Raw genomic sequence first — 23,999 nt, 5'->3', positions numbered from 1 at the left:
GCAAAGGTCCTGGTTACGCCACCAGTGTTACCGGCATAACTCCCAGATGTACTGATCGACAGGATGGTCGCGCACGTCAACAGGGCAATCAGCCTGATCTCCGCACAGAACGCGGAACGTCCCTGCCAAGCAATCTTCATGGTGCCCTCCACACCCGCGCAGATGGCGAATCCGTCAACGCCACCAATGGCCGGGTTGGCCTAACCCCATAATTGACGCCTCGTTCAACTCACGTCACGAGTAGTGGACTACTCACGAATAGTGGACGCGCGCTGGCATGGACAGCGATCACCGTCGGAGCATTGAGCACGGTGACGGCGATCGTCGTGATCGTGGCCGGGGCGCCACCTCATTGGTGCCCGGCGCCCGGTGCGTGGTCGTCTCACGGGAGATGCGCTTTGCCGGCGTCGGTAAAAGCGTGTGCATACACTCGGTCGGTGGTTGGGGCCGGAAGGGCACGCGGTGGCGTGGCAGGCGCAGTTGGTGCGCGATCGTCAGGTTTCGCCGCATGTGCGGCAACCCAACGATGGGTCCACACTCGTTTCGCTTGCCGCGCAACTGGAATCAGCGCGCCCGTGGGCCCACCACTGGCCACCGACCGCGCGGTATCGCACACCGTTTCAGGGTTGACCCGTAATGGGCGTCGACCATGGGGTGCTACCGGACTGCGCCACCGAACTGGCCGACGGCCCGATGCGCCAGCCGACATCCACGACTGCATACTCTCCTGAACGGAAAACCCGATGGCACACGCTGTGGTAACCGGAGCAAGCGGGCTGCTGGGAGCCAACCTGGCCGCTGAACTCATCGCGCAGGGCCACACCGTGACCGCGACGCGGCGCCCGAGCACCGATACGAGTTCGCTCGCCGACCTCCCGATCAAGTGGGTGTGCGCCAACCTCGGTTCGGTCCCCGAGCTCCGCGATGTGTTCGCTGGCGCCGACGTGATCTTCCATTGCGCCGCATGCGTATCGACCAGGCGAACTATCACACCGGCGATGTCGGCCGTCAACATAGGCGCCACGCGAGCTGTCGTCGAAGCTGCGATTGCCGCCGGGACGCCGAGGGTTGTTTATACGTCGACCGCCAACACGATGGGACCCGCGCCCGAGGGCACGCCTGCCGACGAGCAGACCCCTTGGGCTATGGACAAAGCTGGGCTGGCGTCGGCCTACGCAGTCACCAAATGGCGAGCCGAAATCCTGGTGGAGCTGGCCTGCGACAAGTTGGATGCCGTCATCGTGAACCCCACCTACCTGGTCGGCCCGCGCGATGCCAGACCCAGTTCTGGCCGTCTCATCGTCGAGATCGCCAATCGCAGAGTTCCTTATTGGACCCCGGGATACAACAACTTCGCGGATGTCTACGAGGTGGCGCGTGGGATGATCGCCGCCTGGTTGCACGGGAAACGTGGCGAGCGCTACATTCTGGGCGGCCAGGAGCTGACGTATCGCGACTTCACGGAGCGAGTGGCACGGGTGACCGGGGTCGACCCGCCGCGTAGACGGCTGCCCTATCCGGTCGCATGGATCGCGGGTAAGGCCGGCGATCTGCTTGAGATCACTGGTCGGGAAACCACGGTGAACTCGATCTCCATCCGATACGCGTTCACCGACCGTTACCGGTTCTGCAGCGATAAGGCGGTGCGAGAACTGGCCTATGTAGTGGGCCCCATCGAGCCTGCGATCCGCAACGCGGTCAGGTGGTTTCGCACTCGAGGCATGATCCGATCTGGGGAGACACCATGATCTTGGTTTTGTAGTTGTATTGGGTTACTGCCACAAAACGCCAGCCTCTATGCCGATACCCGTCGGCATGCACCAACTTCTGAGTGGGTTGGCCACGAGCTTCTTGCTGTTTCACCCATCGCCGTGGCAGGGCGCCTAGCACTCGGTATTGCCCAACGACGTCGGCACGCAGCAGAACTCCGCGACCGCGCAGTCCCGGACTGCTCAGCGGCGAACTGCGTCCGGGTTCACGTATCCGTTGCGGGCTCGACGTTTTGATTGAGGGCGAAGCGGTTGTTTGGGTCGAGGCGAGCCTTCAGCTTGGCGAGGCGCCGGTAGGTGACTTCACCAAAGCTGGCCCGGATGCGGGCCTGCCCTTCGTCGCCGACGAAGTTGAGATACGCGCTTGCCGGACCGAGGGGACGCAGAGTTTCGTACGCTTGATCGGTCCATGACTTGCATCGTTCGGTGTCAGCGGGGTCGGTCCACGTGGTGATCAGATGGACGATGTAGGGATGGTTGCGGGTCGAAAAGGCTGTCGCCTCGGGCGGAACACGGCTCGAAAAACCGCCAAGCCGGATCAGGTGTAGACGTGTTTGAGGCGCGGGGCGAGTTCGCCCGAGCGGCGCGATGCGCCGGATGGCCTCATCCGATAGCTCCGTGAGGAAGATCGACTTCCAATAGTTCAACCGACCGTATGGGGACGTGTGGTCGAGGACCTGTTGCCAGGCGGGATACTGGAGTTTGCGCTGCAGCGACATCACCGGTTCGGTGGTCACCCCGCGGACGTGCAGCAGCGCACCGATAGCGGCCTGACCGACCTCTTCCGATCCCGTCGAGCAGCCAAGGATCGTGACCAGGCGGCGTCCTGAACTCTCATCGGTTCCGAAGTCGACGAAGGACGCGAGGTGGTCGTCGGCGTTGTCCATCTGGGCGCGGAAGTGTTCGAGCACGGCCTCGGCCTCGGTGTCGTCGTAGGCTCGCACGCCCCCGATGACGTGATCGACTGGATGCAGGTCGAGCACGAAGTGTGCGACCACCCCGAAGTTGCCGCCGCCACCGCGCAGTCCCCACAGAACCTCCGGGTTCTGCGACTCGCTGACGAACAGCATTTCCCCGTTGGCAAGCACCAGCTCCGCGGCGGTCAAGTTGTCGCAGGTCAACCCGTATGCCCGGGACAACCAGCCGACGCCCCCGCCGAGCGTGAACCCGCCCACGCCCGTCGATGACACCACCCCACCGGGGCAGGCTAGACCGTAGCGGGCGGTGACCTGGTCGATGTCGCGCCAGGCCGCGCCGGGCTCGATGACCGCGATTCGGTGCTCGGGGTCAACAACTACACCGCGCATGAGGGAGAGGTCGATGACGATACCGCCATCGGTCGAGGAGTGCCCTGCGACGCTGTGTCCGCTACAACGCACCGCGATCTCGGCTCCAGAGCTGACGGCGTAGCGGATGGCGGCGACGATGTCCGCGCGGCAGCGGCAGCGGAGCAAAACGCTCGGCCGCTTATCGATCAGGCCGTTGAAGACCTGCCGCGCCGAGTCGTAGTCGGCGCTGTCGGGATAGACCACCTCGCCCGTGAATCCGGGAACCGTGTGGATCGTACGTGTCATCGCTGTCTCCGTGTCTCGGGATGGCCGCCTGTTTCCGCAGGTAATGGCTTTTTAGGTACCAGTCGTATGCGCTCTGGACGGCAGCGGACGACAGCTCTGTTGGTCAAGCCCGCCACGAGGTTCGACTCGACGAACCGGGTTCCTCCGGTGACCAACTCCAGCATGGGAATCAGAAGCGGTAGGTGGTGCAGCCGATCTGGACACCTGAGCCGATCGTCACGATCAGCGCGATGTCGCCCGCCCGTACCAGCCCATGCCGCCGGGCGTGCTCCAGCCCGTACGGCAGGGACGAGGTGAAGGGGTCGGTGTCGACGGGGAGGTCGACGAACCGTGATCTCGGGATGCCGATCCGGGCGGCCAGTTCGCTGAGGGCCGCCGGGGACAGATACGGCGGGAACACGATCGCGATGTCGGCGGGGTCCAGTCCTTCCAGCGTCAAGAGTTCCTTGGCGGTGGAGGGGATACAACCCAGGTAAAGGCCCGCGAGGTTGGGGTCGCGGTCGATCTGCAGCCAGGTCCGGCCCTGGTGTTGCTGGGTGTAGGTCGCCAGTGCCCCGCCGTACTCGGGATGCTGCTGGAAGACGAATCGGCCGAAGCCTACCGTGCCGTCGCTCCTGCTCAGCAGAACGGCGGACCCCGTCTCGCTGATGCCGTTGAGCGGATAGCCGCTTTCGGGGGTGTTGTTTTCTATCTCCGAAGCCACGACCATTGCATGTGCGGCCTTTCCCGCCCCAATCATTCCGACGGCGACGTGGCAGGCGTTGAGGAAGCCGACCGCGCCGTTGAGGACGTCGAAGGCGAGGGTCTTGGGCCCGTCCGGGGACTGCACGTCGCCGTTGAGTCCGAGTTCGCCGGCGACAAGCGCGGCTACCGCCGGTTCGCTGAGAAAGTCGTCGCGGTAGACGCCGGCGTGGATGATCAGATCGACTGCTGACCGATCAAGGCTACTGCGGTCAAGGCACGCAGTTGCCGCTTGAACCGCGAGCTGTACCGAGCTTGGAGGCGCCGATTGCTCCGATTGCCACTCGGGAGCGATGCCTACGCTGTCGATGCGCACACAGGGCCCCGCGGGTGCGTCTTTGCGATAGCTGCCGGTCGGATTGCTGTGGCTGTGCTGGCCGGTGGTCCCTCGGCGCATCCGGTCGGGTAGGTCGTCGAAGGTATACAGCGCGGCACCGACGGTCTGTCCGGAGCCGGTGATGCTGAAGACCACGTTGTCTCCAGACTTGATCCGATTGCTGCGGATGTGGTCGCTCAGCGCAACGAAGTGTGTCGTGCTGGCGGTGTTCCCCCGCTCCGCCAGGTTGTAGATGGTATTGCCCCGGTGGGCCGCGGCTTGTCCGAACATCCGGTTGATGGCGACGACTGCGTCGTTGAGCGACGCCTCCGATGTCTGGTGCATCACCACGTGGTCACAGGTCTCGGGCCGCCACCCGTGGCGCTGCATCACGGCAGTGACGTAGGGCACCGCATGCTTGACCGCGATCGCGGTCTGCGTGACGGAGTCGGTCAGCATGATGGCGCCGCCGTGCGGGCGGTCGGTCGCCTTGGCGATGCAAAGCTTGCTGTACCGGCTGAGCGTGGCCATATCGATGTCGTGGAAGCCGACCCGGCTGTTGGGCCCGCGCTCCAGGATCACCGCCGCGCCGGCGTCACCGACGGTCAGGCAGGCGAGCCGGGGGTCCATCGGGTCATCGATTTCCTTTTGCGCGGTCTCGGTGAGGTGGCTGATGTATTCGCCGCTGACCACCAGGGCGCACCGAACCAACCCGATCTGCAGGAAAGCGTCCGCCACGGTGATGCCGGTGAACATTCCGGCGCAGGCGTTGCTGAGGTCGAAGGCCACCGCGTTGATAAGGCCGCATTGATCGCGCAGCCGCGAGGCGGTACTGGGCTCGAAGGTGAACCTGTGCCCGGGTCCGTCGCAACGAGAGATGCTGCAGGCGACGACCAGGTCGATCTCCTCGCGCCGATAGCTCGACCGGCCCAGGCAATCCGCCGCCGCCTTCCTGGCAAGGTCGATCGAAAACTCGCCGTCGCCGGCCACCCGCCGGTTCTTGATGCCGGTCAGGCGTTCCAGCGGTATGCGGATTTCGTTGGCACACTCGGCCAGGACAGTCTCGGTCGACACCGTCCGCGCCGGCAGGTACACGCCGAGGCTTTCGATTACCGTGTTTCGCTTCTTGTGGGGTCTTGCTCGCACAGGTTCCCTGTGAACGGCTCCGCCCGCCTCGGCGGCGTCCCGGTCCGTCTGTTGCCCGGATCCCGCGGCTTGCCGGTGGTCCGGCTCATCGTCGGCGACCGGCCCGTATTCGGCGGCCAGCTCGGCAATCGTGCCGTACACGAACATCGACTCCGGTCGCAGTGGCAGGCCTGCCGTGTTCGCCCGCACCGCGACGTCCAGGCTCTGCGTCGAGGCACCACCGAGAGCGAAGAAGTCGTCGTTGACGCCGACTCGTTCCAGGTCGAGTACTTCGCACCAGATCTCGGCCAGGACCTGCTCGGTGTGCGTGCGCGGAGCGACGAATGCCGGCTCCTGCGGCCTCGGCGTGCCATCGGCTGTCATCAACGCTCGGCGATCCACCTTTCCGCTCGGCGTGAGCGGGAGCGTGGCCGTCAGCTGGAAGACGGCCGGCACCATAGCGGCAGGAAGAAGCTCCAGCAGGAAGCGGCGCAACTCTGCCGTCGACGGCGCGGCGCCGTTGGCTGCCACGACGTGGGCGACCAGGAGGGTGTTGCCGCGGCCATCGGTTCTGGCCACCACCACGTTCTCCAACACTGACGGGTGTTTCGCCAGTGCGGCCTCCACCTCGCCCGGCTCGATCCGCAAGCCGCGGATCTTCACTTGGTAATCGAGCCGTCCCAGGTATTCGATGTTGCCGTCGGGCAGGTACCTGGCCAGGTCGCCGGTGCGGTAGAGCAGCTGGCCGGGGTTGTCGGCAAACGGATCGGCGACGAAGCTGGCGGCCGTTGCATCGGGCCGGTTGAGGTAGCCGCGCCCGAGCCCGACACCGCCGATGAACAGCTCGCCGGGCACCCCCACCGGCACCAGTTGGAAATGGGCGTCCAGAATGTGGGTGCGGGTGTTGGCGATCGGTCGCCCGATCGGAACCAGCGGGTCGGATACGCCGCGCTCGCAGTGGAAATGGGTGACGTCGATCGCGGCCTCGGTGGGGCCGTAAAGGTTGTATAGCTCGGCGTCCAACTTGGCCAGGAAGTCGTCCCGCAGGTCATGCGCCAGCGCCTCGCCGCTGCAAAACACCTGGCGCAGCCCGGTGCACGCGGCCACGCCGGGCTCGGCCAGGAAGCGGCGCAACATTGACGGCACGAAATGCATTGTGGTGACGCCCTGCTCGACGATGGTCCGAACCAGGTACGCGGCGTCCTTGTGGCCCTCGGGTTTTGCGATGACAACCCGGGCGCCGACGATCAGTGGCCAGAAGATCTCCCAGACGGACGGGTCGAAGCTCATCGGGGTCTTGTGCAGCACCCTGTCGTCGGCGGTTAGCGGGTAGGCGTCTTGCATCCACAGCAGGCGGTTACGGATCCCAGCGTGGGTGTTGAGGGCTCCCTTCGGCGTGCCGGTGGAACCGGACGTGTGAATGACGTAGGCGAGGTTTGCCGACGTCATCGCGGTGACGGGAGCAGGGGTGGCGTCCTCGCCCGATGGTGCCGACGGCAAGTCCAGGCATAGCCGGTGACCGTTGAAGCCCGGGGGCAGGCGCGCCAGATGGCGCTGGTGGGTGACGCAGACCGGCGCGTCCGGTACGTCGGCCAGCATCTCGGCCATGCGCTGCGCGGGCTCCGCCGGGTCCAGCGGAAGGAAGGCGCCACCTGCCTTGAGGACGCCCAGCAGCGCCACCACCACATCCTCGGAGCGGTCCAGCAGGACGGGCACAACGATGTCGGGGCCCACGCCGAGTTGCCGCAGCCGGTGTGCCAGGCCGCTGGCCCGCCGGTCGAGTTCCGCGTAGGTCAATTCGCGGTCATCACACGTCACCGCGTTGGCGCCTGGGATGCGTGCGACTGTTGCCGCCACCATCTCGTCCAGGCGGGGCGGGGCGTCGTAGACGACCAGGGTTTGGTTCCAGCCGGCCCGCTGACGGCGCTCCGCCCCGGTGAGCAGCGGCAGCTGCGAGACTCGCCGGTCGGGATCGGCGACGATACCGCCGAGGAGTGTGTCGAAGTGCCCGGCCATCCGCTCGATCGTGGTGGCGTCGAAGAGGTCGGTGTTGTACTGGAGCACACCGGATAGCTTCCCGCCGTGTTCACCCATCTCCATCATCACATCGAACGGCGCGCCGCCCTGCCCGATGTGGAGGGTTTCCAGGTGCAGCCCCCCGCTTTCCGGGCCGGGCCCGTCGGAGAAACGGCGCGCTTGTTCCCAGGCGAACGAGACCTGGAACAGTGGCGTGCGGCCCCCGTCTCGCACTGGCCGAAGGCGCTCAACGAGCAGCGGGAACGGATAGTCCTGGTGTGCGAGGGCGCCCCGTACGGTGTCCTTGACGCGGCGGAGCAGGACCGTGAACGTTGGATCGTCGTGCAGGTCGGCGCGCAAGGCCACCGGATTGGTGAGGTAGCCGACCAGACCCTCCAGCGCGGCCCGGTCACGGCATGCGAAAGGTGAGCCGATGACCAGGTCGTCCTGGCCGCTGTAGCGGTGCAGCAAGGTGGCCCAGGCCGCCAGCAGTGTTATGTAAGGCGTCGCACCCACGCTCCGGCCTACCTGCTTGAGCCCGGCCGTCAGCGTGTCGTCGAGGGTGAAGCGGTGTACGGCGCCCCGGTAGGTCTGGACAGCAGGCCGCGGCCGGTCGGTGGGCAATCGGAGGACCGGCAGGTCGCCGGCCAACTGATCACGCCAGTAGCCCCAGAGGCGCTCGCCTTCGGCACCTGCGAGCATCCGGGTCTGCCGGTCGGCGTAGTCGACGTAGCGTTCCCCGGGTGGCGGAGGCGGGGCCGCACCATGCTGGGCCGCGTACAGCAGGCGCAGCTCATCGAGAATGACGTCGATGGACCAGAAGTCGACCGCGATGTGATGCACCACCAACAGGAGTACGTGTTCCCCGGGTGTGCGCTGTAGCAGCGTCAGCCGCAACACCGGGCCGGTGTACAGGTCGAAAGGACGATCGGTCTCCCGGCGGATCCACTCGTCGAGCTCGAGCTCACCGGGGCCGAGGCGGTGCCGGGCGATCCGCACCGGCCATTGTGGATGAACGAGTTGAACCGGTTGCCCGTCGCGCTCGGCGTACGTGGTCCGCAGCATCGGATGCCGGTCAACGAGTACCTGGGCCGCGCGTTCCAGTGCCGGCACGTCGAGCTCGCCGCTGATCCGCCCGGCGTACGTGATGGTGTAGGCGGCGCTGGCCGGTGCAAGTTTATGGACGAACCACATGGATCGCTGTCCGTACGACAGCGGATACACCGACGCCGAGTCCTCCGCTTCCTCCATGAGCAGCTGGGACAACAGCGCGCGCATTCTCTCGGGAGACAGGCCGGAGATGTCGATGGACTTATCCGTCATCGCTACCCTCCTTCACGACAAGCTCTCGCTCGGCGATGACCTTCTGGAGCAGCTCTTTCACCGCATCGTCGGAAAGCTCAGGCACCCGGGTGAGCAGGTCGATGCCGCGTGACGGTGCGGCATAAGTCATTTTCTCGTCGGTGGTCTTCTGCGCCGCCCCGTCGGGCTGCGTCCCGGGTGTGCCGGCTGCCATCAGGGTGGGACCGGTGGCCGACAGGTGGTCGCCAAGCCAGCCGGCGAGACTGGCCACGCTCGGCCCATCCAGCAGCCGGGCGACCGGCACGACGATGCCCAAGTCGCGTTCAACCTGGATACGCAGCTCCAATGTGATGAGCGAGTCGACGCCGAGGCTGCTGAGGGGTGCCCGAATGTCCAGGCTCGATGGGGCCAGACCGAGTTTGCCGGCAGCGATATCGCGCAGGTACGACTCGAGCAGCCGTTGGCGCTCCTCCGGTGTTGCACCGTGCAGCGCATCGTAGAGGCCGCTTCCCGGCCCAGGCGCACTCCCGCCTTCCGGCTTGTCGCCCGAGGGGGCAACGCGAAGATCCGCGAGCAGCCGCCAGTGTGCGCCCGGGCGCCACCGCGCCCAGTCGATGTCGAGGACCGCGGCCTGCGTAGCGGAACACGCCAGCAAAGACGAGAGTGCCCGGAGGCATTCGGCCGCGGGCGTGGCCTCGACGCCGTATTGGGCGAAGAAGCGGTGCAGCTCAGAGCGGGTGAAAAAGCCAAGCTCAGCCCATGGCCCCCAGTTGATGCTCAACGCTGGTCGGCCTTCGGCACGTCGATGCCATGCCAACGCGTCGAGGAAAGCGTTCGCTGCCGCGTAGTTCGCCGCCCCAGGCGAGCCCAGGAGTGACGCCGCCGACGAAAAGAGCACGAAGAAGTCCAGTGCCGCGTCTCGGGTCAGCGCGTGCAGATTCCAAGCGCCCTGGACCTTGGGCGCCATGACCTCTCGGAGTTGTCGCTCGTCGAGGCGTTGCAGGATGCCGTCGTCGATGATCCCGGCCGCATGCACCACCCCACGCAGCGGTGGCATCGACGCGCCTATCGACTCAAGGACGGCCGCGACCTGGTCCGCCCTGGTGACGTCGCCGCGCGCGACCATTACCTCGGTGCCGGCCACCCGCAACGCGTCCAGCGTCTCCTGCGCCGACTCCGAGGCCGCGCCGCGCCCCATGAGGACCAGATGCCGGGCACCCTGCTCAGCCATCCACGCGGCCACCACACATCCGAGCGCGCCGAGCCCGCCGGTGATGAGGTAGGTGGCTTCTGCCCTGAAGGCCGGGGTGTCGGCGGGTTCGGCCTCTTCGTAGCGGGTCAGCCGCGCGACGTAGCGGCGGCTGCCACGGAGTGCCACGTCAACCTCGCGGTTATCCGCCCACACCTCCCGGAACAGCGCCCGCAGCTCTTCCGGGCCGCCGCCCGCGGACAAATCGACGCAGGTGCAGCGCAGCTCTGGATGTTCGCGGTCGATGGTACGGCCCATCCCCCACACCGGAGCCTGGGCGATTGACACGGATTCGGCACCGGTATCTGTCACCTGCGCCCCGCGGGTCACCAGCCACAGGCGCGGCGGGTCCAACCAGCCGGCCAACGCCAGCGCCTGCACGAGATGCAGTACGCTCAGTGGGCCCAGGGTGGTGGCCGACTCCAGCGAGCCAGGCGTTGTGTCGACCGGCGGCGCGGTCGGCAGATCCCACAGATGCACCACCCCGCGGCACGGTGGCCGCTCGTCCCCGAACGCGTCTTCGAACAGCTGCCGAAAGTGTTCAGGCTGCGCCGGGTTGAGAAGGTAACTGTCCGGTGTGAGACGCTCGAAGTCAACGCCCGGCTCGACCAGCACACATGTCTGAGAATGCGATTCGAGGTAGTCCCGGAGCGTGTCCGTGGTGACGCCCCCGTCACTCAAGATGAGCCAGCTTCCCGCTTCGACCGGCCGGCTCGACCCGTCCCGGTCCGGCGGGATGGATTCGGGCTGCCACCGCAGCTGGTACATCCGGTCGCGCAAATCCGCCGCGCTCATCGTCGGTACCTCGCCGGGGATCCGCTGTAACGGGTCGGCGCTGGCGCCGTGCGGCGGCGCGGTAATGCTCCCCGCGTCCAACCAGGAGTGGACACGCTGCCACGGATATGTCGGTGCAGCTACGCATTGGCCGCCCGAGGGGTACAGCTGCTCCCAGGCGACTGGCTGACCAAGCGTGTAGAGGGTGCCGAGCGAAGCCAGCGCCGTCGCCCGCCCCCCATCGTCATGACGCATGGACTGCAGTAGGGTGCAACTCCGCCCCAGGTCCTCGGCGTCCTCGCGGACAGCGCTCAGCAGGATGGGATGAGGGCTGATCTCAACAAATGTGTCATGACCACCGTCGAGCAGCCGCCGCAGTGCAGGCGAGAAGCGCACCGGCGAGCACAGATTCTCCGTCCAATAGTCGGCATCGAGCAAGCGGTCGGTCAGTAGGTCGCCGGCCACCGTGGAGTAGATGGGTGTCGTCGGTGCGGTCGGCCGCAATCCCCCGAGCCCAGCGCGCAGACCGGCAACTAACGCGTCCATCTGCGGGCTGTGGGCGGCTACATCGACGTCGATCCACCGGCAGAACCGGTCGCGCTGCTCCAGCACCGCCATCAGATCCGCCAAAACCGTTTGATCCCCGGACAACACCGTCGTTCGGTAGCTGTTGCTCGCGGCGATCGCGACCTGGCGCTCCCGGCTGGCGACGAGCTCCTGTGCCTCGGCCAGGCTGACCTCCGCCACCACCATCGCTCCGCGGCCGCGCACCTTCCGAAGCCTCCGGGCTCGAGTGCAGATCACCCGTGCGGCGTCTTTAAGGTTCAGCGCACCGGCGACGTGCGCAGCCGCAACTTCACCCAGGCTGTGCCCCACCACTGCGGTGGGCTCGACCCCCCATGAGCGCCATAGTGCGGCCAGCGCTACCTGGATAGCGAAGATCGAGGGTTGGATGAGGCCGATGTCTGCGAGTTCCGAACGGCTGTCCTCGGCCAGCGCCTTGAGCACGGAGCTGCCCAGATAGGGCTTTAGCGCGCGGTCGCACGCTGCTAAGGCGTCGCGGAACACCGGCTCCTCGGCCTGCAGTCGCCGCCCCATGCCGTGCCACTGCGAGCCCTGGCCGGAGAAGACGAAGACCACGTCGGGGCGCTGGCCGCGACGGCAATGTCCGACGGAGAGCCCGGGCTGCGACTCCCCGTGCCGGTAGGCCGCCAGGGATTCAGACATTGTGGAGGGGAAGTCTCCGACCACGGATAGCCGATGCTCGTGGTGGCCGCGACGGGCGCCGGCCGTGTAGCACAGGTCGGCGAGCCCCACCCCGGTGGCCAACGCCGACTCGTACCGGCTGGCCAGTGCAGCCAGGGCCTCAGGCGACCGCGCGGAGAGCGGCAGCAACTCGGCTCGATCCGCTGCCGTGCCGCGCTCGGGCGCGGTGACCCGAATTTGCGGGGCTTCGGTAAGGACGACGTGCGCGTTGGTGCCGCCGAAGCCGAACGAGCTTACGCCTGCGACCGCTCGCCCACCGTTCTCCGGCCACGGGGTGAGTGTCCGCGCCACCCGCAACGGCAGGCTGTCGAAGGGGATGTTGGGGTTGGGCTCGACGAAGTTCAGACTCGGCGGGATCGCCCTATGCCGCAAAGCCAACGCTACCTTGATGAGCCCGGCCACTCCGGCCGCCGCTTCCAGGTGGCCGATGTTGGTCTTGACCGAGCCGATCAGGCACCGGCTGCCTGGCGGACGACTGTCCGCCAGGATGGTACCCACGGCCCTCGCCTCGATTGCATCGCCGAGGAATGTTCCGGTGCCGTGCGCTTCGACGTATTGGACGGTGCCGGGTGAAAGACCGGCGCGGCGGTAGGCCGTGGCCAGCACAGCTTCCTGCGATTGCCGGCTGGGTGCAATCAGCCCGTTCGTCCGACCATCCTGGTTGGTGGCGGTGCCGCGGATCACCGCATAGATCGGGTCGTTGTCGGCTAGTGCCCGACTGAGTGGTTTGAGGACGACGATCCCGGCGCCTTCGCCTCGCACATAGCCGTCCGCGCCGGCGTCGAAAGTCTTGCAGCGGCCGTCCGGAGCCATCACCCTGGCCTTGGAGAAGTTGATCATGAGCGCCGGAGACAGGATGACGTTCACCCCTCCGGCCAGGGCCAGTGTGCACTCGCCGTCGCGCAGGCTGCGGCAAGCCAGGTGGACGGCGACCAACGACGACGAGCAGGCGGTGTCGATTGCCATGCTCGGTCCGCGGAAGTCGTAGAGGTAAGAGAGCCGGTTGGCGGCGATGCTGAACGCGTTGCCAGTGCCCGTGTAGGCGTCGACAAGCTGTAACTGGCCGGCCGGGAGATGTCCGTAGTCGTTGGTGGAGATGCCGACGAATACGCCGGTGGGGCTGCCGGCAAGCCGCTCTGGCACCTGCCCGGCGTCTTCCAATGCCTCCCAAGCCACCTCCAGGAGCAGACGCTGCTGGGGGTCCATCTGCGCCGACTCCTTCGGCGAGATGTCGAAGAATTGGAAATCGAACTGGCCGACTCCGCGTATGAAACCGCCCCGCCGGCTGACCGCGGTGCCAGGCACGGACGGATCCGGGTCGTAGAACGCATCGGCGTCCCAGCGATCCGGGGGTATCTCGCTGATCGCGTCTGCGCCGTCCGATAGCAGCCGCCAGAACGCCGCCGGCCCGTCGGCACGCGGAAACCGGCAGCCGATGCCGATGATCGCGATCGGCTCGTCCACGGCGCCGGCCGGCGCGCCGCCGCCGTCCCCGGCCAGTGCGGCGGTGCGGTCGTTGACGGGGGCCTCCCCGGCCAGATGGCTGCAAAGAAGGTCGATCGTCGGGTACTCGTACGCCAGCGTGGGCGACAGCTCGCGTCCCAGCCACTCCTCCAGTGCGGCAGTCAGTCGGACGGCATGGACGGAGTCGAGGCCGTAATAGGCGAACGGGCGGGATGTGTCGATCTCGGTTGCCGGGAGCCCGAGTTCACGAGAGAGCTGGAAGACGAACCAGTCGGCGATCTCCGCCGCACGGCGCCGGTCGTGTTCCGATGCGGCCGCTACGGCAGGGTGGACGTCGGGAGGCGGCGATGTGTGCCATTCAACGACCGGCTCAAGCTCGCCGTCAAGGAACTGCTCTCGGCACCTGCTCCGCTGGATTTTGCCGCTGGATGTGGTAGGAATCCGCAAGGGCCCCACGAGAACAACGGCGTATGCCTGAATACCGTGTTGCTCTGTGATCGCGGCCCGGATCGCATGCACGATTTCGGCGAGTTCGGCCTCACCCAGCTGATGGTGGTTCACCTCCTGAACGAGAACAAGCTGCTCGGCGGCCGGTCCCGGCGTGATTGAGAAGGCCGCACCTCGGCCCGGCACGAGCGCCGGATGGCAGTCCTGGACGGTTGTTTCGATATCGCCGGGGTAGTGATTGCGGCCGCGAATGATGATGAGATCCTTGCGGCGTCCCGTGACGAACAACTCACCGGAGCGAAAGAACCCCAGGTCCCCGGTTCGGAGGAACGGGCCGCGCCCGGTCTCCGCAAGATATGCCGAGAATGCCTCCTCGGTCTGCTCGGGCCTTTCCCAGTAACCCCGTGCAACGCTCGGCCCGGCGACCCAGATCTCGCCGACCTCGTCCGCCCCGCACGGCCGTCGGGTCACCGGATCGACAATGATGACCTCTTGGCCATCCCGCGGCTGACCGCAACCGACCATTGCCACAGCGGCTGGGTGCTCGGGCGCGACCTCGACAACCCGGTGCCCGCGCAGCGCGACACCATCTATGTGTCGAACCAGCGGTACGGCGCAGTCCGGCCCACCGGACACCAGCAGGGTCGCCTCCGCCAGCCCATACACCGGACGAAACGCCTCCGGCCGGAAATCAGCCTCGGCGAAGGCGTTGGCGAAATCCTGCACTGTCGTGGGGCGAACCCGCTCGGCACCACACAGGGCCGTGCGCCAGCAGGACAGATCGAGCGCCGCACGCTCCTCCGGGCTACTGAGCGCGACACACAGTTCGTAGGCGAAGTTCGGTGCAGCGGTGATTGCCGCGCGGTGCCGGGAAATTGCTTCCAGCCACCGCATCGGACGCTTGATGAAGGCGTTCGGCGGCATAAGGACCGAAGCGGCCCCGGCATAAATCGGCTCGAGGATGCCGCCGATTAGACCCATGTCATGATGGGGCGGCAGCCAGAACACAGCGACCGTCCCCTCGGGGTGCCACGCCTGACGGATGACCTCCAGATTATGGAGAAGGTTGGCGTGCGTTAGCACGACGCCCTTCGGTGAGCTTGTAGAGCCGGAGGTGTACTGCACGATGGCGAGTTCGCTCGGGTCGATCTCCGGCGCGACCCATTCCTCGCCGTCTGAGACGACCGCGTCGATGAGACACCACCGCACGCAACGCCCCTCGAGCAGGCCGTCCACCGTTCCCCCGATTTTCGCGTGCAACTCGGCGGTGGTGAGAGCGAAGTCGGCTTGTACATCCGCGACGATCGACGCGACGCGCGGAACCAACTGCTTGCGCACCGGCGGGTGTAGCGGTACAGCGACCGCCCCCGCGTAGAGACATCCGAAGAGACCGGCGATAAAGTCCAAGCCCGGGTGGCAGACGACTAGCACACGCCGGCCCGTGGCGCCCTGCTGTTGCAGGCTCGACGCGATTCCTCGCGCCTTCGCGTCCAGCTGTTGATAGGTCAGCCGGCTGACTTGTTGTTCCTCGCCATCGCGGGAGAAGCTGAACACAACCTTATCCGGATCGCGTACGGCTCGCTCCTGCAATAGCCCAAGCAGCGTCGGCGTATTAAGCGGCACGTAGTCTGGCATTTCGCGACCTAGTTCGACGTGGTCTTCTGCGCGCTCGGCATGTCGGTCGGCGGTGCTCATCTCCCCCTCGGGCTATCGGCCTTCGGGCCACTTTTTCAGAGTCAATTCAGCCTTGGGCCACTTTTCAAAGTAAATTGGCTCTACATCGGGGGAGTCAACCGTTCCTCGGGCCTCGTCGCGCACCGACCGCCGCCGGATCGCCCGTGGGTCGCTACGTACAGGCGGCGGCCGTCCACGCGGGGCGCAGATCGCCCGCCGCGGGTGCCGGGCTGTGGCGATGTCGACCGGGTCGACCCGGCCCTTGTCCGCGTCAAAATCTGTTGGGCGCACAAGCGGTTTGCTGCACCGATACTCCGGCTTGCTGCCGCCGTGATCACCGCGAGCCGTGACATCAGCATGCCCGGTCAGTAGCGCTGCATCCTCGAGATCGCGGTGGTGGTCATGCTCCGTCGTTTCTTGCTCTATGTCGATTTCGTGGTGTTCGATCAAACTACGCTCGGCGCAAGTTTTCGAGTAGCCGGCGGAATGCCTCCACGATGCAGCCGGTAACGATCGCGTCGGTGCGTGCCCGCACCGTCGCGGAGCGGGCCATGCGGAACAACGGCCCGAGCTCGCCGACATACTCGCCGCGGTGGCGATCTTGAGTAGCTCCTCGGCGCCGTGTTTCCGCGCTAGGCACCGACCGCCGCTCCGACGTTGGCGTGTGCAAGGGCACACTGGAACGGCACAAGCTATCCGCAGTGGAGTTCATCCGAGGCAAATCGCGTGGGGCCCTAGCTATTTCACCGGTGGAGTCGGCCGATGTGCATCCCTTAGCGACGGCGAAATCTCGATCGTGAGTTTCGGGATGGCGCGGTCCGTCATCCGCGAGACGGGCGTACCGATCGCGCAGGTGCCTCGGGAGCTCGGCCTCAACGAGGGCCGCTGGGGGTCGGTGGGTGAACCTGGACCGGCGCGCTTGGCGACGGTCCGCGACCGGAGCAAGATCACCAAGGGCCCCGGATCAAAGCGGCGGGAATCGCCTTGGCGTACAAGATGATCGAGGCCGCACAGTCGCGCCGGCGCGAAGTGAACGCGCCGGATCTGGTCGCGCTGGTACGTGCCGGCGCAACATTCGAGAACGGCAAACTCGTCGAACGCCCTGGCCAGACAACCGGAAAGGAGGCAGCATAAAAGGCTCTTGATCCGCAGCTATTGACAATTGCTCGACCCATTCGGCGGTACTACTACCGCCGCACGTCGGGACGGTCTCCGTGACTGTACAGGAGGTCCATGTGGCCAGAACATACCTCGCGACGCTGCTCGCCCTTGCAGCTGCCCTGATGATCGGCATCGGCGAAGTCATCCAGCAACAATCCGCCCAAGACGTCACCGGCGAGCGGGTTGGCACGATCGAGCTGTTCGGCCGGCTGCTGCGCGACCGCCAGTGGTGGGCAGGCGGCCTGGTAGCCGCGGCGGGGTTCGCGTTGCAGGCAGCGGCGCTGGATTTCGGTTCGGTGGTGCTCGTGCAGGCGCTGTTGGTTATCTCGTTGTTGTTCGCGCTGCTCATCAGCGCCATGGTGAATCACCGCCGGATTACCCGCTGGGAAGGCACTTGGGCGGTGCTGCTCGTAGCTGCGGTTGCGGTCGTCGTCACAGTTGGCAACCCCCAGGAAGGGCATGCTCGGGCGTCGCTTCACGCGTGGGCTGTCGTGGCCGCGATCATGGTTCCGGCGCTGATTGTGTGTGCGATTGGCGGCCGGGTCTTCTCGGGTCCGGTCAGCGCAATGTTGCTGGGGCTGCTGTCCGGTTCCCTGTGGGGGGTGTTCTACGTATTGACCAAGGGCGTGGTCGCTCAATTTGGCCGCGGTATCGGGGTATTGCTGCGCACGCCTGAGCTGTACGCCGGGGGGGTGGTGGCGATCTCCGCGACGGCCTGGGTACAGTCGGCGTTCCGGGCCGGCCCGCTGTCCGCATCATTGCCGGCGGTCACCGTCTCCAATCCCCTCGTCGCGTCGGTGCTCGGCGTCGCCATCCTGGGCGAAACGATTACCAAGAATAATGCCGCCCGGGTTGTACTCGCGTTCTCGGTCGCGGCGATGGTGGTGGCGATGGTGGCGCTGTCCCGCAGCCAGGCCGGCGCCTCGCCTCAGCGGGGCGAGAAGACCGGGGAGAAGTCGGCCGACACCACCGACTAGCGAACCTTGGTCGCGAGATGTGCCCCGCTGGTTTCGGCGGCTCCCGCGCTACTGCGCAGCAACCACGTCACGTCGCCGCGGCCCCGCGCGGCGGGTTGACAGCCGAAGAACGTTTGGGTGATGGGAGGGAGATTTCGAGACTGCGCATATTCAATCGCGGTCTTCCTATATGGATCATTCAGCTTGAGCATTATTGCATTGAGTGCTCAATCTGCTTTGTTCGTGTTCCGTAAACCATAATGCAGCGTACGGTGACGTGCGTTTAGTCGCCGCGTAGCGTGAAGATATATGCGTTCGAAAGCATCCAGCGTTAATTTGAAGTCATGCTGCTGCGCCGTTAGGCGACTGGCGTCTCGCAGGCTTTTCGCATTGTCCTCGTCCAAGGCGTACTGCAGTGCGTCAGCCAATGCGCGTACATCACCGGGCGGGAACAACGCTCCGTTGACACCTGGTCTCACGAGATACGGCAATGCCCCTGCCGCTGCCGCCACTACCGGCAGGCCAGACGCCATGGCTTCCAGCGTCGCAATGCTCTGCAGCTCAGCAGTTCCTGGCATGCAGAACACATCAGCTCGCGAGTACTCAGCCCGCACTTCGTCGTCGGATAAGTAACCGACAAAGGTGACGCGGTCATCGACCCCGCGCTTGGCGGCGTGACGGCGTAGGTACTTTTCCTGACGACCTCGTCCAACGATCCTCAGGCGGACGCTGTGGTCCATGAGCGCGAGTGCGTCGATGATTTCGTCGATATGCTTTTCGGCGTCGAGTCGACCAACGAATAGAACTGTCCGGCGGGTTCGATCTCTTTCGCCCACCTGCCGACCGTAAGCAGCGACGTCAACTCCGCACGACACCGGTATCGCATGACCAATTCCTGCTTGGGTCCGCAATACGTCAACCGCATAGGGCGTGGGAGCCGTAATCACGTCGGCGGACCGGAAAACCTTAGCTAGGTCCCACCATGCCAATGCCGCTGCTCGGGCGTATACGAACTCTGGCAACAACTCAAACGGCAGCTGGTACTTGACGTTTTCCGGAATGAAATGGTTAGTTGCGATCAATGGAGTATTCGACTTACGGGACTCGGCGGCTGCGAACCGGCCGACGGCAAAATGCGCATGCACGTGAACTACATCGGGTATAACGTGTTGGAAAATATCACTTACGGCTAGCCGAAGCTTACGGAAATCAGCGATGTGGAACGTCGGATGCCACGGATATCGGTGGGACGCTAGGTAATGAAGCCTGATACCGCCGCATTCCGCTTCGTAGGAGGAATTAGCCGGCGAAGGAACCATGACATGAACATCGTGTCTTCTACTTGCCAATCCTTCGGCAAGTCGACGAGTAAGGACGCCGGCGCCGTTGACGTCCGGTGGATAAGTGTCGCCGGCCAGGAGGATTCTCATTGATCGTTCCCGGGCATCCGCGCTCTCCTATCGGCATCGGCAGACATAGCCCGATCGTTTCTGTCGTATAACTGCCGCGTGTCGCCGCGTCGATGGTGAGGTCTCCGCACATCGTATCCACACGGCCACTTCGGGTAGCAGCGCATAGAGTGCATACTTGCACCGCTGGTACGCGCCAGCGGGCCTGGCTGCGACGAATCGGAGCGCCACTTGGCTCTGTCGTTCAGACCATCCCTCGAGACAAAGGCGGGTGGCATGGGCGAAGACCTCGGTTCGATGATCCACGCAAGCACAAGATCACGAAACACGTTGTTGCCCTTGGTGACCGACTCCAATCCCAACACTCGATAGGCGGCGCACAACCTGGCCCACAGATGGGTCATCTGCGAGGTGGTGATCGGCAACGGCTCAGCACCAGACGGCCCTGCCACACCGAGGTCCAGTACGGTCTGGCCGGCAGCCAGCCGCTCGGCGGCTGCGGCCTTCGGGGCGGCTAACTCCTTGACGGTGCGCACGTAGGGCACCAACGCAGCCTACGGCCCGGGCTTAGTGCGCAAATTCAGTCGGGCGAATCGCACCACCAGCGCGCGCTTCCCGACGTGCGGGAGGCGCAGAGTGAGCGCGGAGGCGCGCGCCGGCACGGTCGGCTCCGTCGACCACACCGTCGTCGAGCGCGTCTTCAGCGAGCAGCCCGACCACCGCGGGCGCGGTGCATGCCAACGTGACGATTGACGGTCAGGGCCAATACGTCAACGATATTGACTTCACCACGGAAGATCATGTGCTCACGATCATGCTCCAAGGAAGCGGCGAATTCGTCGCACGGCTGTACGACGGAAAATCCGCCGACGGTATAAGGATGTCACGCTTCAACCCGAAACAGGCTCGGAAGTTTCCTACAACAGAGCGACGGTAACGCCAGGCAACCAAGGACGGCGGTACCTAAAAGATCACCGGTACCGCAACCGACATGCATAAGGCGAATAAGCCCTTCGAGATCGACGTGACCTGCTGGCGCTGCAGCCGTTCACAGCCCCTACCGACCGCGACAGGCTGCCATCGGAGCGGCGCTCCTGCGTATATACCCATCGCACATGCGTTTTCGGATACCGGCGGTTGCACGACGGTCCGGCCATGTCGGTCGTCTACGACGTACCGACCGACACCGATGACCTGCTCATTTCAACAATGGCGGATCGCGCGAAAGCCCACGCGGTAGCGCGGGACGGCAAGGTCGGCCTCTGCGTGCTGGACGCGCGCTGGCCGGTTGCGTGATTGCAGGTGTACGCCGACGCAGAAATCGAGCGTGAGCGCGACCTGGTGGTCGATGCGATGATGGCTGTGGCCGAACGGATGTCGGGGCAGCGACCCGGCGATGAAGCGCGTCCGTTTGTAGAAGCGATGGCCGAACGCGAGGACGGGGGTGTCTGCCACGGTCCCATGGGGCGCGCCAGATCCGGGGTGAGCTCGCCTGGGCGCAGACCAAGATCGTTTGAGGCAACCCGCTTCGGGAACCTGAGCCCATGGGTAACGTCGTCCTATGGTGCTATTCACGGCGCTGCGGGACATGCAGTGGCGGAGGTTGCGCTTCGCCATCGCGATCGCCGGCACTGGCCTCGTATTCGCGATGACACTTGTGCTCACCGGGCTCACGAACGGCTTCCGGGCGGAGGATGAGCGCACCGTCGATTCCCTCGGCTTCGATATGTTCCTGATCAGCACCGGTGCGACGGGCCCCTTCCTCGGCGCTGCGCCGTTCCCGGCTGCAGAACTGAAAGTCGTCTCCGGCGCCCCGGGAGTTCATGCTGCTGCTCCGCTCGCGTATGTGGGTTCGACCTTCACAGATGGGGGCTCGACGCATGGGGTGACCGTGTTCGGCGCACCCGCGGGCGGTCCGGGTATGCCGGCCATGTCGGAAGGCAGGGCACCGTCGACACCTGGCGAGATTGCGGTGTCAAGCACGATTGGCCGCCGCGTTGGCGATCAGCTCGAGCTTGGTTCGCGCAAGCTGCAGATCGTCGGCGTCGTGGACAATTCCACCGCGCTGGCGAAGACGCCGAACGTCTTCATGACTACCGACGGTGTGCAACAACTCGCGTACGGAGGGCAGCCGCTGGTCTCGTCGATCGGTATCCGCGGCACGCTCAAGCAGGTCCCCGACGGCTTCCGGGTCGTGGACCGGGCGGTTGCGGTAGCCGACCTGATGCGGCCGACGAAGGTGGCGGTCGACGCGATCGCAATCGTGTCCGTGCTGCTCTGGATCGTTGCGGCGTTGATTGTGGGTGCCGTCGTGTACCTCTCCGCGCTGGAGCGGATGCGTGACTTCGCCGTGTTCAAGGCGATCGGCGTCCCAACGCGATCGATCCTGGCCGGGCTGGTGCTGCAGGCGATCATCGTCGCGGGCCTTGCGGCCGCTCTCGGCGCGGTACTTTCCCGGCTGCTCGTGCCGTTGTTCCCAATGGACGTCATCGTGTCCGCGTCGGCCTACCTGTTGTTGGCCGTGATCGCGGTCGGGATCGGTCTGTTGGCAAGCGCCGCGGCAGTCCGGCGGGCGGTGACCGTCGATCCCGCGCTGGCGTTTGGAGGTCCCTGAACCGTGCCCCACCTACGCATCCGCGACCTCGTCGTCGAATACTCCAGCGGCGGCTATGCGATCCGCCCGATCAACGGCCTGAACCTTGACATAGACGCCGGCGCGCTGGCCATACTGCTCGGCCCGAGCGGCTGCGGAAAGACGACATTGCTGTCGTGCCTCGGCGGAATCCTGACGCCCACTTCCGGCCGGATCACCGTCGGTGGCATCGACGTAACCGCGCTCAGTCTGCTCAATCGCGGGGCGCTGTCGGAATACCGGCGCCGCGGCGTCGGCATCGTGTTCCAGGCGTTCAACCTGGTACCAAGCTTGACGGCGCTCGAGAACGTCCTTGTGCCGCTGCTTGCGGCCGGAACGCCGCGCCGCGAGGCGCGCGAACGCGCAGCGGAGCTGCTGTTCCGTGTCGGTTTACAGGACCGAATGAGACATCGCCCCGGCGAGCTGAGCGGCGGGCAACAACAACGGGTAGCCGTGGCCCGCGCGGTCGCCCTCGATCCGCCGCTGATTCTCGCCGATGAACCGACCGCACATCTTGATTACATCCAGGTCGAGGAGGTGCTGAGGCTGATACGCGGCCTCGGGCGGGGCGAGCGCATCGTCGTCGTGGCGACCCATGACTCCAGGCTGCTACCGCTCGCGGACCGTGTGGTCGAGATGGCGCCGAAGACCATCACGGCGAACCGCGCACCGGAAACCATTCGTCTGCAGGCGGGAACGGTCTTGTTCGAGCAAGGCGCCGTTTCAGATCTGATCTACATCGTCGAAGAAGGCGAGCTCGAGATGGTCCGGCAACTAACGGGTGGCGGCGAGAAAGTGCTCAGGGTCACCAAGGCAGGCGACTACTTCGGCGAGATCGGCCCGCTGTTCGGCCTGCCTCGCTCCGCAACAGCGCGAGCCCGCACCGATGCCGCAGTGGTCGGTTACTGCATCCCGGCTTTCCGGGAACGCGTTGGCGCTGCACGCATGCGCAACCTCATCGAGGGACGGGAGCTGGCAATGGGTTAGGAGCGTGGAGTTGCCAGCGCGACCGACCCACAACAATCCAGAGCCCACGATGACATCTAATCGCCATATGAACTACGTGCTTTCAATCGCGTACCCGTTCGGGGATGTCGCCGAACCGGCCATCGTCACGACGTCCGAAATCGACGGGATGCGCGCGGCGACGATCGGCGGCGCCGACGCGAGCCGACAAGTACTGCTGTTCATGGGGTTTCTCGCCGTCATCGAACCATTCGAGCTGCAGAGGTTCGCGCTGCTTGCCCAGATCTGGGATGCCCAGATCACAGTCGTCGACGTGCCGGGCTGCGGCTACGGCCGCCCGCGGCTTCATCCGCGGGAGCGCCGCGGCCTGCGCGGCGGAGACTTCACCGCTGTTGCGCACCGAATGGTGAAGGCAGGAGTGGCGCACAACCCACAGATGGCGCAGAAGCCGTCGATCCTCGCCGGATACTCGATGGGGGCGAGCCTAGCCGCCGCCGCCTCAGGTGTGGGCCAACTGGACATCGACCATGTAGTGTTCGTCGAGCCCGTCGCGACGCGGCGCTGGAACATCGTGAGCCTGATCGGCTGCACTCGTGCGGAAGACAAGGTCCTCGGTGAGTACCTTGACCGCAACCGCAGCGTCGCGGCTGCTGTGGCACCTGTGGACCGCCGCGGCGATCCTCGACCGCCGGTGTCCCGAATTGACCTGGCGCATCTAGGTTTCGCACTCACTCGTGGTCGTATCGCCGCTGACCTACGGCGCGGACATCACAGGCATGGCTTCACCGTGCATGTGGTGCACGGCGAGCGGAGTCTGCTGAGCCGAGCCGCCGATGTGGCCGGATTGGCCGCGGACTGCCGCCAGGCAGGCCTACAGGTACACACCGTGCGTGTGGCGGGCCGGCACGCGTTGTGGCATTCACTTCCCGACGTCGCGGCGTTGGCCCGGATCACGATGAAGCACTGGTAGCAATAGCTCGCAGCATTCAGCCATCTCTTATCGGTTTTGCCGTCACTGATCACCGCCAACACGGCCTGATACCGCTGCTCGGCCACGCTCAATTCCCTCATCTCGGGAGTGTCAAGGATCAACCGAAACAGATGTAAAGAATCAGCCGAAACACTGTGAGGCATCAGCCGAAACAGAAACGTCAAGCA

9 protein-coding genes and 3 pseudogenes are annotated in these 23,999 nt (G+C 65.5%); 7 read left to right on the top strand and 5 right to left on the bottom strand.

The annotated features are described in order from the left end of the window. Positions 1-743 precede the first annotated feature (743 nt). Positions 744-1,748 carry an NAD-dependent epimerase/dehydratase family protein gene (locus VE759_RS14795; protein ID WP_324933707.1) on the top strand — a complete coding sequence of 335 codons (1,005 nt, stop codon included), beginning with the start codon at positions 744-746 and terminating at the stop codon, positions 1,746-1,748. Positions 1,749-1,975: 227 nt separating this feature from the next. Here the strand turns inward: VE759_RS14795 and VE759_RS14790 are convergent, their stop codons facing one another. From VE759_RS14790 to VE759_RS14780, 3 genes are all read right to left on the bottom strand, one after another. Then, complete coding sequence (locus VE759_RS14790; RefSeq protein ID WP_324933705.1) at positions 1,976-3,343, bottom strand: FAD-binding oxidoreductase; 1,368 nt, start codon at positions 3,341-3,343, stop codon at positions 1,976-1,978. 169 nt (positions 3,344-3,512) lie between these two features. Then, on the bottom strand, positions 3,513-8,864 hold the full coding sequence (locus VE759_RS14785) for a non-ribosomal peptide synthetase (protein ID WP_324933703.1): 5,352 nt from the start codon (positions 8,862-8,864) through the stop codon (positions 3,513-3,515). Continuing rightward, positions 8,854-15,678: a type I polyketide synthase gene (locus VE759_RS14780; RefSeq protein ID WP_324933701.1), complete on the bottom strand. Its 6,825-nt coding sequence runs from the start codon at positions 15,676-15,678 to the stop codon at positions 8,854-8,856. The genes VE759_RS14785 and VE759_RS14780 overlap by 11 nt, the downstream gene beginning before the upstream one ends. Before the next feature lie 958 nt (positions 15,679-16,636). Between VE759_RS14780 and VE759_RS14770 the strand changes: the two are divergent. Both VE759_RS14770 and VE759_RS14765 read left to right on the top strand, forming a co-directional pair. After that, positions 16,637-16,851: pseudogene (locus VE759_RS14770) on the top strand (IS256 family transposase); the annotation flags it as partial. A gap of 101 nt (positions 16,852-16,952) precedes the next feature. Further along, the gene (locus VE759_RS14765) at positions 16,953-17,855 is read left to right on the top strand and encodes a DMT family transporter (protein WP_324933699.1); all 903 of its coding nucleotides are present in this window, start codon (positions 16,953-16,955) and stop codon (positions 17,853-17,855) included. A 206-nt stretch (positions 17,856-18,061) separates the two neighbouring features. Here the strand turns inward: VE759_RS14765 and VE759_RS14760 are convergent, their stop codons facing one another. Continuing rightward, positions 18,062-19,264 (bottom strand): glycosyltransferase, encoded by a 1,203-nt coding sequence (locus tag VE759_RS14760; RefSeq protein ID WP_324933697.1) that lies wholly within the window; start codon positions 19,262-19,264, stop codon positions 18,062-18,064. 263 nt (positions 19,265-19,527) lie between these two features. After that, positions 19,528-19,764: pseudogene (locus tag VE759_RS14755) on the bottom strand (IS1634 family transposase); the annotation flags it as partial. A 634-nt stretch (positions 19,765-20,398) separates the two neighbouring features. Between VE759_RS14755 and VE759_RS14750 the strand changes: the two are divergent. The 4 genes and pseudogenes from VE759_RS14750 to VE759_RS14735 all read left to right on the top strand — a co-directional run. Then, a pseudogene (locus VE759_RS14750) lies at positions 20,399-20,683 on the top strand (pyridoxamine 5'-phosphate oxidase); the annotation flags it as partial. A gap of 124 nt (positions 20,684-20,807) precedes the next feature. Beyond that, complete coding sequence (locus VE759_RS14745) at positions 20,808-21,857, top strand: ABC transporter permease (protein ID WP_324933709.1); 1,050 nt, start codon at positions 20,808-20,810, stop codon at positions 21,855-21,857. Positions 21,858-21,860: 3 nt separating this feature from the next. Then, complete coding sequence (locus tag VE759_RS14740; protein ID WP_324933695.1) at positions 21,861-22,862, top strand: ATP-binding cassette domain-containing protein; 1,002 nt, start codon at positions 21,861-21,863, stop codon at positions 22,860-22,862. A 67-nt stretch (positions 22,863-22,929) separates the two neighbouring features. Beyond that, complete coding sequence (locus VE759_RS14735; RefSeq protein ID WP_324933712.1) at positions 22,930-23,811, top strand: hypothetical protein; 882 nt, start codon at positions 22,930-22,932, stop codon at positions 23,809-23,811. Positions 23,812-23,999 lie beyond the last annotated feature (188 nt).

It is taken from the genome of Mycobacterium sp. (genome assembly GCF_035640695.1).
GTDB lineage: Bacteria > Actinomycetota > Actinomycetes > Mycobacteriales > Mycobacteriaceae > Mycobacterium.
Note: the sequence above shows the minus strand (reverse complement) of the source record. Positions and strands in the feature narration are given on the sequence as shown.